The sequence below is a fragment of the Acinetobacter sp. AYS6 genome (assembly GCF_025630795.1).
Lineage (GTDB): Bacteria > Pseudomonadota > Gammaproteobacteria > Pseudomonadales > Moraxellaceae > Acinetobacter.
The window spans coordinates 191,137-205,257 of sequence record NZ_JAOTNV010000010.1; the positions used below are offsets into that span (position 1 = coordinate 191,137).

The 14,121-nt window shown below is 36.6% G+C and carries 12 protein-coding genes and 1 pseudogene; 1 reads left to right on the plus strand and 12 read right to left on the minus strand.

The genetic code is table 11. The features are described from left to right. The 5 genes and pseudogenes from OD757_RS16645 to OD757_RS16665 form a co-directional block, all read right to left on the minus strand. Positions 1–319, minus strand: a pseudogene (locus tag OD757_RS16645) (protein FilE); the annotation flags it as partial. Further along, positions 313–1,977 carry an OmpP1/FadL family transporter gene (locus OD757_RS16650; RefSeq protein ID WP_263032548.1) on the minus strand — a complete coding sequence of 555 codons (1,665 nt, stop codon included), beginning with the start codon at positions 1,975–1,977 and terminating at the stop codon, positions 313–315. The gene OD757_RS16650 and the pseudogene OD757_RS16645, both read right to left, overlap by 7 nt. Positions 1,978–1,989: 12 nt before the next feature. After that, positions 1,990–3,180, minus strand: coding sequence for a hypothetical protein (locus OD757_RS16655; RefSeq protein ID WP_263032549.1), 1,191 nt, complete (start codon positions 3,178–3,180; stop codon positions 1,990–1,992). Between the two features lie 44 nt (positions 3,181–3,224). Continuing rightward, the gene (locus tag OD757_RS16660) at positions 3,225–4,058 is read right to left on the minus strand and encodes a C39 family peptidase (RefSeq protein ID WP_045437505.1); all 834 of its coding nucleotides are present in this window, start codon (positions 4,056–4,058) and stop codon (positions 3,225–3,227) included. Between the two features lie 305 nt (positions 4,059–4,363). Further along, entirely contained in the window at positions 4,364–5,212 is an 849-nt protein-coding gene (locus OD757_RS16665) for a DUF6160 family protein (RefSeq protein ID WP_263032550.1), read from the minus strand. Positions 5,213–5,568: 356 nt separating this feature from the next. Between OD757_RS16665 and OD757_RS16670 the strand changes: the two genes are divergently transcribed. Then, positions 5,569–6,927, plus strand: a complete 1,359-nt coding sequence (locus OD757_RS16670; RefSeq protein ID WP_263032551.1) for an anthranilate synthase component I family protein — start codon at positions 5,569–5,571, stop codon at positions 6,925–6,927. 3 nt (positions 6,928–6,930) lie between these two features. On the opposite strand, the gene hisC is transcribed toward OD757_RS16670, so the two are convergent. From hisC to OD757_RS16705, 7 genes are all read right to left on the minus strand, one after another. After that, positions 6,931–8,016: a histidinol-phosphate transaminase gene (hisC, locus tag OD757_RS16675; RefSeq protein ID WP_263032552.1), complete on the minus strand. Its 1,086-nt coding sequence runs from the start codon at positions 8,014–8,016 to the stop codon at positions 6,931–6,933. Positions 8,017–8,085: 69 nt separating this feature from the next. Further along, entirely contained in the window at positions 8,086–9,375 is a 1,290-nt protein-coding gene (gene hisD / locus OD757_RS16680; RefSeq protein WP_263032553.1) for a histidinol dehydrogenase, read from the minus strand. A gap of 106 nt (positions 9,376–9,481) precedes the next feature. Then, positions 9,482–10,165 (minus strand): ATP phosphoribosyltransferase, encoded by a 684-nt coding sequence (gene hisG / locus OD757_RS16685; protein WP_263032554.1) that lies wholly within the window; start codon positions 10,163–10,165, stop codon positions 9,482–9,484. Beyond that, a complete protein-coding gene (murA, locus tag OD757_RS16690; RefSeq protein ID WP_263032555.1) occupies positions 10,165–11,421 on the minus strand; it encodes a UDP-N-acetylglucosamine 1-carboxyvinyltransferase in 1,257 nt (418 codons plus the stop codon). Before murA ends, hisG begins: the two co-directional genes overlap by 1 nt. Positions 11,422–11,427: 6 nt before the next feature. Further along, positions 11,428–11,679, minus strand: coding sequence for a BolA family iron metabolism protein IbaG (gene ibaG, locus OD757_RS16695; RefSeq protein WP_004641297.1), 252 nt, complete (start codon positions 11,677–11,679; stop codon positions 11,428–11,430). 135 nt (positions 11,680–11,814) lie between these two features. Then, complete coding sequence (hpf, locus tag OD757_RS16700; RefSeq protein ID WP_009390621.1) at positions 11,815–12,156, minus strand: ribosome hibernation-promoting factor, HPF/YfiA family; 342 nt, start codon at positions 12,154–12,156, stop codon at positions 11,815–11,817. A 164-nt stretch (positions 12,157–12,320) separates the two neighbouring features. After that, positions 12,321–13,769, minus strand: coding sequence for an RNA polymerase factor sigma-54 (locus OD757_RS16705; protein ID WP_263032556.1), 1,449 nt, complete (start codon positions 13,767–13,769; stop codon positions 12,321–12,323). Positions 13,770–14,121 lie beyond the last annotated feature (352 nt).

Genomic DNA, 14,121 nt, shown 5'->3' on the forward strand with positions numbered 1-14,121 from the left:
GTGCAGAATTTAATTTCTTTTGTGGTTGTTGTTCTAATCTTTTTGGTGACTCTCTATTCTGCTCTTTCTCTTCAAAAACTTTTTGGACGGGAACCACTACCGGATTAGTTATTGGAGTCTGGTGTTGTTTTTCTTCTATTTTAGAAGGTGCTTGTTTTTTCTGGTCAACTCTTTTACTAGGCACAATCATAGGTCGTCCATCAGGACCTATAATCGTATAAAATCCGTCTGCATAAGAAACAGAAACATTCGCTATCGCAACACATAAGGTCAAGATAGCGAAATTAGGGTTAAACATCCGTTTATACTGTTTTACCATTTTGTTCTATAACTCAAACCAAGTACTGTGACTTTTGTATTCGTTTTTACATCTAAACCTGAATAAGGGTTTAATAAAATATTATCGACACCACACTTATTCGATAGACTACTACTACAAGCTGGAATATTGTCACGACTACGTAAGAAACCGACAGAAAGATCTAAATCTGTATCAGCATCAAAACGATAACCTACTCCTAAACCGAATAACTGTGCATTATTGATCGGCACCATGGTATTACGCTTATCATTAGGAATAGCACTAGCACGCGGCTCATAACCTGCTCGTAACTTCAAACGATCAGTTGCTGAATACTCTAAACCAATACCCCAACTCCATGGCGAAGTAAATTTTAATGGCAATGCTAAAGAGCTATCAGTCACATCATTCGATAAAAGTTTGGCAATCTTTAATAATGTAATCTGTCTATCAAATTCAAATTTAAACTTATCCCAAGCAGAATAATCCGTCCATCCAACATCAAAGTTTAATTGTAAATCTGGAAATATTTTGTATTTAATACCTGCCTGAAAATGTGCAGGATACTCTAAATCCATCGCGACTAAACCAGACTCAGTGTCAGGAACATATCCAGGTAATCCAAGAATAGCAGCTAAAATTTGACCAGTTGCTGATGAGTTTAATCCGTGAACCAACTGTTGAGGAGCTTTAGCATTATTAATCATGTATTTGCCTTTGAGACGCATCTTGGCAGCACTTTGATATACCATACCAAAGCCAAAATCATCTGTTGGCTCCCAAAGCAATCCCAAGTTATAGCTAGGGCTTAATGATTGTTCTAATGAAACTTGTAGTGACCCCATTTTATTAAATGGATTCATTCCTTCTTTCGTATTACAAATTCCCAATAACAGCAGATCAGTAATCATATCGTTATTGTCTTTGAAGGGTGCACATACCACTTCATCAACCATACGCAGTACACCAATCATTTCATTAGGAAAACGTAAATCGGTATTTAAAGCAATCGCGTTATACGACATACCAATCGAAGCACCAATTGATAAATGATCATTGACTTGATAACCAAAAGATGGGGATAGATAAGTAATACGCTCTACAGCAACCTGTTGTCCCATATAGTTACCAGGATTACCATTTTCTGCACCAAAACCCGCTACCAAAGGCGCATACATTGCTGTTGCATATGTGACTTTAGAGCCTGGTGGTTTATAAGCTATACCTGCTGTAGGAGCAACAAGTGGGTAACCGGCTCCTAAATCAACCATTTTTTTAAGAATGGGTATATATAAGCTTGCATACTCAACGTCACCATGTACAGAATCTTTAAAATCTGTACAAATATTGGCAGAAATTTCTGGTCCATCATTACAAACTAAAGGATCATCTGAATAACCAAAAATGTTGTACCCAGGAGGAGCTGAGAACTCTCGCTGGATATCAAAGTTTGCAAGAATACCTTGTACATCTGTTTGTAACCCATCAATTTTCGCTAGTGCTGCTGGGTTAAAATGAACTGCACTAATCCCTGGAGGATCTGCCGTTACAGCATTCCCCATCGATAGTGAACGAATATCAACAGCTAGGTTTTGTCCTAATTGAGCATTGGCAAAGCTAGAAAAACCGGAGATAACAATTGCCGCCGTTAAAGGACATAATTTAGGATATTTCACCTGCATATCTCCTTATTTTTGTTTTTTAGTAAAACCTAAAATATCTAACGGGAACGATAAACCAAGTGAAATATCCGGTGCATCTTCGGTTAAACCAATACCTACCGTACCATTAACAATTGTTTCAGGTGAAACACGCACACCTAAAGCAAAAGACAACATTGCACTACTTTGGTCTGGAGACGTATATGAATCACCATTGTCAAACTGGAATTCAGCATTCATATTAAAGCTTTGCTGATATGACATGGTTAGAGATACATCGTAGTTAAATGAGTAAGCAAAACCGAAAGAAAAACCACCACTGATTCCAGGGTCAAATGAGGTTAATGTACGTGTACCACGGGCTTGATTTAACCCAGACTCTTTAAAACCATAGTTAGCAGATGCGGAAGCAAATAAAACAACTGGATCAATATATTTACGTGTACTGGCGCCTATACCAGCTGAGTAGTAACCTTTACCTGTTGATAGCTCATCTAAACCAATTTCATATGGGCTATCTCCTGTCTTAGAAGATAAACTACCAAAAAGTACCAATGGTAATCGGCCTTGTTTTAATGGAAAAGGTTCCCAGCGAGCACCAAGAGAAATATCCCCCAACCCGGCAGTAGTCGTATCACGAATAATTTCAGACTTTGCAACAAAAGGAAGAGTTGCTGATAAAGTTAAATTGTCCAAAACCCCATACTGGACCGTAAAACTATTTGTCAAAGTATGGTTAGCATCTTCTTCGACACGTAAACGGTTAAGTTGAGATGAATTATCTGATAAAGCTAAATCAATTCGTGTATCACGATAATAAGTATAATCAAGGTCATAATAAGAGGAGATGACGCCTTTTTTAATTAACGAATATTGTCGCTCATTTGAAGTAAATACTTCTTGTAAATTCGTCTCTTGACTTGCATCACCTTCTTTTTTCTGTAATGCAGTTGCAGCTTGATGTGCACCACCCTCATTCGCGGGTACCGGGCTATTATCCGTTGCAGATGTATCAGACGACTGTACTGTGCTTTCTGCTATAGCTGTATTCGAATTTGTTGTATCTACAGGTGTAGAACTTTCTGTTCTAACTGTATTTACATCTTGGCTCGATCCACCTACTTGTCCTTGTTGTACTTGATCCTCAGCATAAATTGTCCCTGTAATAGCACTCATACTTAAGGCCAATACACTCATCTTTATCCATCGATTATTCATGTTTTTCCCACCCAATTTATTTATTTTACTAAATTAAAATTTGACTATTTACGTTTGTAATAAAGACGCATATAGGTTTCTATTGGTAGTCCATAGGTTGCAGAGTGATTATCGTTATCTAACACGCGTCTCATGGTTGAGGCTTTATTTGCTAAACGATCATAATTAAATGTCGGATATTGCACGTCAACAAAAGCATATCTGTTAACGGTTGCATCCTCTACATGACGCATATCTGCATCTTTTAAAGCCAATAGATCTTTACGCTGAGATTCGGGGACTGAAATAACAAATAAAGTATTATTATCCCAAATTTCTTTAAAACGATTTTCATCGAAGCTGATATTGCCTAATGCGGGATCAGCCACATAGACTCGCCCGTCTTTATAAGCTTTATATACAACAAAATGTTTAAACCCAGCATAAGAAATAGGAACAATTGCAGGTTGTCCAAGTTTCACTAAATCAGAGAACTCACCACGATAACCACCGCTCTCTAAACCGATTGCTGTGACAAAACGTTTCATATCGAGTAATGAGAAGCTTCGACGCTCAATAATACGTTGATATTCGCCATACTGTAATAGGCCACTCATCGTCTGTTGTTCAGTCAAACTGGTTCCAACATACCCATTTAATAAGGTTGTAAGAGCAGCGGAACCACAACTATAGTCATAGGCCTGTCGAACAATTCCACGGAACTGATCTTCTACAGCAGGTTTGATCTTGACGGGTTCAATGTGATTTCGATGAAATGATAAATTACGTGAATCGGCAGTCTCTGTATAATAAACAGTTCCCGGCGGCTTTTTTTCTATTTCGAAGGCTTCTGTCGCAAAGTAATACATCAATGCTGAGCCTAAAACTATCTCTAACATAAGCACTTGGTCTAAATGGTGGCCTAACCGGCCTTATTCATTTTATTCTTAGAGCAATAGCTCTACATCCCTGTGTGTTGAAGATACCTTTTTTTTTTGTAAAAAACAGCTTTTTTTTAATCTTTTTGATGAATGTATAGTTCTACTTTAATTAAAGTGTTAATTAACTCTCATTCTTAAACATCAATACTTTTAATATATTTAGTACACATATAACAATATTATTAATTCTTATGAAATTTTAATTAAAAACCAATTAAAAAAGCGCGTTGTATACGCGCTTTTTTAATTTTTAACTTTTTAAATTAGTGACCAGAGATTGTAATTGTAGAAGTACCTACATTTAAACCTTGGATTTCTAAATCACCAATTGATGCATTACCCGCAGCGCCAAGGTGAACACCTTGCGCATACACATTCATGCCTTGAGTACTATTATTTTGGATTTTTAAGCCAGTTGGTACAACTGAAATATTCGCATTCACGTCTAAATCACCAGTAGTATTACCAGCACCACGTACCATTACTTTATCTAGGACAATTTTACCGCCACCAGCAGCGTCATTAATACCAAAGTTAGATAGTGTTAAACCACCTTTTAAACTTGAATTTACTTTGATCATTGCACCTTGTGGAGTAGAACCTAACTGAACATTCGCTGAAATTTGGCCTAAAGATAAATCTAAACCAGAAATAATTTCAGTTGGAGCTGTTTCTGTAATACCACGTACAGCAGTTGTTTGGTTTAAAGTACCCGAAGTACCAACACCAATTGAACCGACATGAATATCAACAGCGCCTACTGTCGCAGCAACGTTTAAGAAAGCACCGTTTGAGCCCGAAGCACCATTTGTATCAATTGCTAAATCTAAAAGATTACCTGTACCTGTTTGAGTAAGGGTAACACCACTAATTGCGATTGCACCCGCAGTACCTGATGCACCAGTAATACCTGTTGATGATGCCAAACCATCATTATCGTGTAGATATAATTTATCGATAGAAACACCGCCAGCACCTAAAGCGATACCGATATTAATACCATCTTGACCTGTAGCAGCGCTTAGTGCAGCATCGTCCATTGACTGCATTGCCATTGCATTTGCACTGATAGCTAAAGAAGAAACTAAAGCAAGTTTAGTGAACATTTTCATTGAGCACTCTCCCAAGAGCATTTATTTTTTGACTTTAACCACTCTCATTGTCTCAAGTTGCATTTTTCTTTATATAGCAACTGAAACTTCCAATCCTTGAGTAGTTTTGCTTAGCAATTACTAAATTACATCTACGTTACTTTTTGTTCAACTAGTGTTGTGCATTTTTTGCCAACTACCCGACAAACGGTACGGTCAATTTACTTTGCTTTTAACTTCTAAATACAACTCCGTTCCCCACTAAAATTCGACTATTTTATCAGCGATAAAGTACCTCCTTCATAAGACTTCTCCCTGATGATCCACAAGATGTAGTAAACTAATATTTCCCTCATTAACTATTCTCTTATTTAAAAATGTCTCAGTTAAAGAAAAAAATCTCATTAAATGGTAAAAATGTTGCCGAGATTTTAAAAGATTTACAAGGATTAACTGGGCTCATTTATTTAAATGACAATAACAATCCCATTATTGGTTTTCTTCCACAGCAATACTTTCTTATTCAGAATAAAAATAACTTAATATTTCAGCGTCAAAATTTCAATGAATATAAAAACACATTTAAAACAAATCAATTATTAGATTTTATTCACTTAAAAGAAAAAGACTTAAAAGAAAATAAAAAAATTAAAACGACAACAAGTTTTAATGGCGGTTATATTGGTTTTATTAGTTATGATTTTGCTGCACATCAATTTATTAATGCGCAAAATCATATACAGCCATCTTTATTCTTAGGCCAATATCGCTCTTTTTTAAAATATATAGATAATGATTGGTATTTTTTTAGTGATGAAGAAAATGCATTAGACCTATTCAAATATATTGAAAAAAAATTAGAGACTACCAATTTAAATAAATCTAAAAATATATTTGAATTAAAAACTCCTATTCAGCCAAGATGGTCTAAAGAACAATATTTTTTGGCTTTTAAAAAAATACAAGAATATATTAAAGCTGGAGATTGTTATCAAATCAATTTAACTCAAGAATTTAAAGCTGATTTCAAAGGGTCTTTATTAAATAAAGCTGAAGATTTATGGAGCCTTACTAATGCACCATATGCAGGTTATTTAAAATTAGATCAATTTGAATTATTAAGTTGTTCTCCTGAACTCTTCATTGAATTCAATCAAAATAAACAAATTAAGACCCGACCTATTAAGGGAACCATGCCTCGATATGAAGATATCGAAAAAGATTTTATTTCAAAACAAACTTTAAAAAACTCGCAAAAAGATCAGGCCGAGAATGTCATGATTGTTGATTTATTACGTAATGATTTGAGCATTTATGCCAATACAGGGTCCGTAAAAACAACTCAATTATTCGAGATTGAGAGTTTTAATCAAGTTCATCATATGGTCAGTGAGATTGTTGCCACGCTTAAAGATGATATTAATCCAATGCAAATGTTGCTCTCTGCTTTACCGGGGGGATCGATTACAGGAGCCCCAAAAATTCGGGCGATGCAAATTATTGAAGAATTAGAAGAAGAAGCAAGAGGTGCATATTGCGGGACCTTAGGTTACTTCAATTTTGATGGAACGGGTCGCTGGAATATTCTTATCCGTAGCTTTCAACAATATCAAAATCAGCTCTCTTTGTGGGCCGGTGGTGGTATTACAATTGCCTCAAATGCAGAAGCAGAATATCAAGAAAGCCTTGATAAAATTTCTGCCATGCTGAACTTGATGAACAGCACAGCAGACTAAAACTTAAAGAATATCTTGTTTTAACGTTTGCACTAAACGCATATTCTGCTCATCAGTACCCACTGTAATACGCAAAAATTGATTAATACGAGGCTTATTGAAATAACGCACAATAATACCTTGTTCACGTAATTGCTGTGCAAGTTTGCCTGCATCATGGACTGAGTGTGAAGCAAAAATAAAGTTCGCTTTAGAAGGTAAAACTTTAAAGCCCAAAGCAGTTAAGTCATCTACTAGCTTTTCACGACTAGAAATCACTTTCTGGCATTGTTCTTCAAAATAAGCCTGATCTTCAAAAGAAGCGACCGCGGCTGCAATTGCAAAACGGTCAATAGGATATGAGTTAAAACTATTTTTGACGGCTTCAAGCGCTGCAATTAAATGTGGTTGAGCGATTGCAAAACCAACACGCAAACCAGCTAATGAACGCGATTTCGAAGTTGTTTGACACACAACTAGATTTTCATAGCGATTTACTAAACTCACCGCAGACTCGGCACCAAAATCAACATATGCCTCATCGATCACCACCACCCGATCCGGATTTGCTTTTAAGATTTGCTCAATATCTGGCAAACCCATTGCAATACTGGTTGGTGCATTAGGGTTTGTAATAACAATCCCACCATTTGGTTGTATATAGTCTTTAACTTCTATCTCGAAATTCTCATTGAGTGGAATTTCTTTAGTTTTTGTTCCAAAAAACTGACTATAAACGGGGTAGAAACTATAAGTAATATCTGGATAAAGAATCGGTTCGTCTTGAAGGAAAAATGCTTTAAAAATATGAGCAAGTACTTCGTCTGAACCATTACCAACAAAAACTTGAGATACCTCAATATTCTGTTGTTTAGCAATTGCTTGTTTTAAAGCTGTTGCATCTGGATCTGGATATAAACGCAATGCATCAGCTTGCTGAGTTAAAACAGCTTGAACTGCTTCAACTACTTTTGGTGATGGCGGATATGGATTTTCATTCGTATTAAGTTTCAATAAATTCTGAATTTTAGGCTGTTCACCAGGAACATAAGGCTCTAATTCACGAACTTCTGGACTCCAAAAGCGCATTTGTGCTGTAGATAAAGTCATGGTCTTATCTCAAAAAAGGGCTGAAAATCAGCCCTGAGTAATAATTAAAACACTACAAGGTTTACAAGCTTATTGATAACGATAACGAGCTGAGCATGCATGCGCATCTAAGTTCTCTTGAACAGCTAATATATCGGCTGTTTTAGCTAATGTTTTAACCCCATCTTTCGAACACATAATCAGGCTCGAACGTTTTTGAAAGTCGTAAACACCTAATGGAGAAGAAAAACGAGCAGTTCCAGATGTTGGCAATACATGGTTTGGGCCCGCGCAATAGTCACCGATTGCTTCAGGTGTATAACGTCCCATGAAAATGGCACCAGCATGACGAATATCTTCGCTCATGGCTTCAGCATCATCTAAGCACAGCTCCAAATGCTCTGGTGCAACCTGATTAATCAACTCAATTGCTTCTGCACGGTCTTTGACTAATACCAAAGCACCACGGTTTTCAATTGAAGTTCGAGCGATATCTGCCTTTGGCAATTCATTTAAATGCTTTTCAATTGCCAACTCTACTGCATTAAGCAAAGCTTCATCTGGAGTTATAAAAATAGCTTGAGCCACAGTGTCATGTTCAGCTTGTGATAAAACATCCATAGCTAACCAATCTGCATTATTCTCACCTTCTGCATAGACTAAAATTTCAGAAGGTCCAGCAATCATATCAATGCCGACTTGACCAAATACAGCACGTTTAGCAGCTGCGACAAAACGATTTCCTGGGCCCGTAATTTTATCTACAGGTGGAATGGTCTGAGTACCATAGGCCAAAGCTGCTACAGCCTGTGCCCCACCAATTGTAAATACCCGGCTAACTCCCGCAAGATAAGCTGCGGCAAGAACCAATGGATTTAATTCACCATTCGGTGCTGGAACAACCATAATAATTTCAGGTACACCTGCAACATGAGCAGGTACAGCATTCATTAGGACTGAAGATGGATAAGAGGCTAAACCACCCGGCACATAAATACCAACACGGTCTAGAGGGGTAACTTTTTGCCCTAATGTATTGCCCAAGTCATCTATATAGGTCCAACTATCTTGTTTCTGAGCTTCGTGAAATGTACGAATACGCTTTGCTGCTAACTCTAGAGCATCACGAATTTCTGGGCTCAAATTATCAAAAGCTGTTTTAAGTTGTTGTTGAGATAATTCCAAATCTGAAAATTGATGCGCAGGATGTCGATCGAACTGTTGAGTAAGCTTTAAAACATGATCATCACCATGCTGACGAACATCAGCAATAATTTGATCTACTGTTTGCACTAAATTAGGATCATTCACGGTTTCAAATGCTAAAAGCTCAGCAAAAACCTGTTTGAAGTTTTGATCTTGAGTCGATAAACGTCGCATCAATTTACCCACAAGGCGAAAAAGAAAAAGTAAGTTTACCCTTTTTCTATGCGCTTGTGGGCATCATCTAGCTTAACTATCGCAAAAGCATGATGGGAAATTGCTTTTAACGCGATTGAACAGCTTGCTCAAGCTGTGAAATGATAGGATTTAACAAAGTTTGTTTACGTTTAAAACTGGCTTTATTTACAATTAATCGAGAAGAAACTTTGCAAATCTCTTCTAATGGCTCAAGACCATTTGCTCTTAAAGTATTACCAGTATCGACTACATCTACAATGTAATCACCTAAACCAACCAAAGGTGCTAACTCCATAGAACCATAGAGCTTAATAACATCAACTTGCTCACCTAAGCTTGCATAGTATTGACGTGTAAGATTGACATATTTCGTGGCAATTTTTAAACGACCCTTTGGATGCTCCATGCCTACTTTACCAGCAGTCATTAACTTACATTTAGCAATTTGCAAGTCAAGCAACTCATATACATGCTGAGCACCATGTTCCATCAACACATCTTTACCTGCTACACCTAAATCTGCTGCACCATTTTCTACATAGGTGGGTACATCAGATGCACGTAAAATCAAAATACGTACTTGCTTATGTGTAGTAGGGAAAATTAGTTTACGAGACTTTTCCGGATCTTCGAGTAAATTAATACCCGCTGTAGCCAATAAAGGTAACGTCTCTTTTAAAATACGCCCTTTACTTAATGCCAAGGTCAAACCATGATCAAAATTACCCATCACATCAAAATTAGGATCATCGTTTCTTACATCATTCATTAACTTACTCGCTTAATTTTGGCACCTAAACCTTGAAGCTTCTCTTCGACATGTTCATAACCACGGTCAATATGGTAGATACGGTCAATTAATGTATCTCCCTCTGCAACTAAAGCAGCAAGAACTAAAGAGAATGAAGCTCGTAAATCTGTTGCCATAACAGGCGCTGCCTGTAAGGTTTCAACTCCAGTTACGACAGCATCGTGACCTTCCACCTGAATATTAGCGCCCATTCGTGACAATTCAGGAACATGCATAAAACGATTTTCAAAGATCGTTTCAGAGATTGTTGCGAATCCACGACCAATAACATTTACTGCCATCAATTGTGCTTGCATATCAGTTGGAAATTCTGGATGTGGCAAAGTTCTAAAACTTACAGCTTTAGGACGTTTACCCATCATATCAAGTTCAATCCAGTCATCACCACGAGTGACTTCAGCACCCATTTCTTCAAACTTATCCAGAACAGCCTCAAGCAATGCTGGATCAGTATGAGTAGTTTTGACACGACCGCCCGTAATTGCAGCAGCTGCTAAATATGAACCTGTTTCAATACGATCAGCTACAACAGCATATTCACAGCCATGTAAACTTTCTACTCCAGTTACAACAAGAGTATCTGTATCAAGGCCTTCAATCTTGGCGCCCATTTTAATTAACATTTGGGCAAGGTCAGTGATTTCTGGTTCACGTGCTGCGTTACGAATAGTCGTAACGCCATCTGCTAATGCTGCAGCCATTAAGATGTTTTCGGTACCACCAACAGTAACCATATCAAAAACAACTTCACCACCTTTTAAGCGACCATCAACTGAAGCATGGACATAACCGTTTTCAACTTCAATATGCGCACCTAAAGCTTCTAAAGCTTTTAGATGTTGGTCCACAGGTCTTGAGCCAATCGCACAACCACCAGGTAAAGAAACTTTAGCATTACCATAACGTGCTAATAATGGTCCTAACACCAAAATTGAAGCACGCATTGTTTTTACCAGCTCATAAGGTGCAAACTGATTGTCTAAAGTAGATGTATCTGCTTTTACTGTGTCATTTTCATAGCTAATCGTAACCCCTAATCCACCAATTAGCTTTACCAAAGTATTAACATCTTTAAGATTTGGAACATTGGTTATTGTGATTGGAGAATCTGCAAGAATAGTTGCAGCAAGTAATGGTAAAGCCGCATTTTTAGCACCAGAAATGCGCACTTCGCCTTCGAGCTTAACACCACCCGTAATTAAAAATTTATCCATTAATATTTAAGCTCCGAAAAGGCTTGCTTTACGCCATTCATCTTTGGTCATTGCACGAATTGTTACCGCGTGAACTTCCCCACTTGCAATATAAGTATTTAATGGTGCATAAACTAATTGTTGACGAGCCACCGTACGCTTACCTTCAAATTGATCATCCACAATACGGAGGTCAAATTTTCCAGCCTGTCCGCTCACCACCACTTCCGCTACAGGGAAAGCTTCTTTTAAAATTTGAGTGAGCTGTTCACTATTCATTGCAAAGACCTCTGACACAACCTAAGGGGTAAAACGGAGTATTTTACTATAACTTTTTCCAAGAATTCAGTACGTGTTTATATTTTATCAATAAAAAAGAGGCTATCTTTCAAGCCTCTCTTAATATTTCAAAACTTATTCAATAGAAACAGCAACTTGTGAATAAGCACATTGCATTTTTCGATATCTTAATAATTGTCTTTTTAATTTTTCAGTCAATTTTTTAATTGATGTATACATATCATCAGCAGCTGCCTGAGCAAACAACTCAATCCCTGGCAATCTTACGATAGCCTCTGCAACATGATTTGAACTGCCCTTATGAGAGCGCTTATCAATTTGATGATCTTTCGTTAATTTAATCTGCATACTATTCACCTGATCCAGGTGTTTCGTTAATTGATTAAATTTTGATTTAATATTTTCTTCTATAGCTGGTGTAATTGCTAAATGATGTCCACGAATCGTTATTTGCATAATTCTATCCCTCACCTTTTTAGGTTATTTAAAGAAGAACTAAAACGATTTAATGCTATCAAAGAATATTAGGACAATTAAACCATTTTAGCGACTCCTCTTGGTGAAATTAAAATTTCATTATTTCGTCATAATGAACCTCTAGAATAGCCATACTTCAAAATTCAGATCAAGACTTTTCTTTCAGACGATGAAGGAATATGTAACGATTCTCGATATTTTGCGACAGTCCTTCTTGCAACTTCAATCCCCTCATCTTTCAATAAGGTAGCAATTACATTATCTGACAAAGGCTTACGCGGGTTTTCACTTGCTACAAGTTTTTTAATCATGGCACGAATTGCAGTCGAAGAAGCCTCTCCTCCGGCAGTTGTACCTACGTGACTAGAGAAAAAATATTTCAACTCAAAAAGGCCACGTGGAGTAAGCATATATTTATTTGTGGTTACACGAGAAACTGTAGATTCATGCAATTCTACTTCTTCAGCAACATCTCGAAGAACCAGCGGTTTCATTGCTTCAGCACCTATCTCCAAAAAAGCTTTCTGATGCTCCACAATACAAGATGCTACTTTTAATAGTGTTTTATGTCTTTCATCAATACTTTTGATAAAATTTTTCGCCTCAAGCATCTGATTACGCAAATATAAATTATCCTCACTTTGATCCGCTCTACGAATCATACTAGAGTAAAAAGAGTTAATTCTTAATTTAGGTAATACATCTGGGTTTAGTTGAACCTGCCAATGTAAATCTTTTTTAGAAACTACTACGTCTGGGATTTGATAATCTGACTCTTGTTTATCAAAATCCATACCTGGATAGGGTTTCAATGTTTTTAAAAGATTGATTGCAAACTTTAATTGGTCTTTTGTTAAACCCGTTTGTTTGAGTAATTTATTTAAATCATTTGCTATCAAAAGCTCATAATATTGCAATAAGCTTTTTGCCTCGTTTAAATATTCAACATCTTTCGGTAGAAATTCGAGCTGTATTTTTAAACATTCCGCTAAATTACGTGAACCGATCCCTAGTGGATCAAGTCGTTGAATATGCTTTAAGACAACTAAAACCTCATCTTCTTCAATATCTTCTTCAATATCCATTTCATTTAATAATTGTTGAGATGCTAAAATTATTTCTTCTATTTCAGCATCTAAGAAACCTTTATCATCTAATGCATCAACAATACAGTAAGCAATTAATTGATCTATTTTGGAAAAATGCAGGAGATTAACTTGTTCTAAAATGTGTTCTTTTAAAGATAATTGAACTTGACGATTATCCTCACGCTCTTCAAATTCCGGGGTAGCCAAAGCCGTCGACTGATGAGTGTAAATATCATCCCACTCAGTATCGACTGGTAAATCATCAGGTAAATGATTTGCATTTAACTCAGTTGTTAAATCATCTGATTCTTTGCTTTCTAATACAGATAGGCTTTCTGTTATTGATTCTTCTTCTATTTTTTCAAGTAAAGGATTACTATCTAGTTGAATTTGAATTTCTTGTTCAAGCTCTAAGCTAGAAAGCTGTAACAAACGAATCGCCTGTTGCAATTGAGGTGTTAACGATAAAGAATTCGCAACTTTCAACCCAACAGATAATTTCATATTTTAGATTCCATTAAACAAGCAAAAATCATGCCTACTTAATATTTATAACATATAGTTTCTATTTATCATATATATTGGCGTGAAATTTCCATAAGAAAAAGTGGATCTTTTAATGAAAAATTTTGCTGGATAGCTAATTAAGATAATGTAGGTCTTTCAACCCATTTCTAACTTGGCACGGGCTCGAAATTTCCTTCATATATAAAAAGGACTCATATAGAGTCCTTTTTATTGTCTTACTGCATCTAAATCAATCAATTCATTCAATATTTTCCGCATAAAAAAACACCCCGGCCTCTTTCGGGGTCGGGGTGTTAGAATAATGAGCTGGCGATGACTTACTCTCACA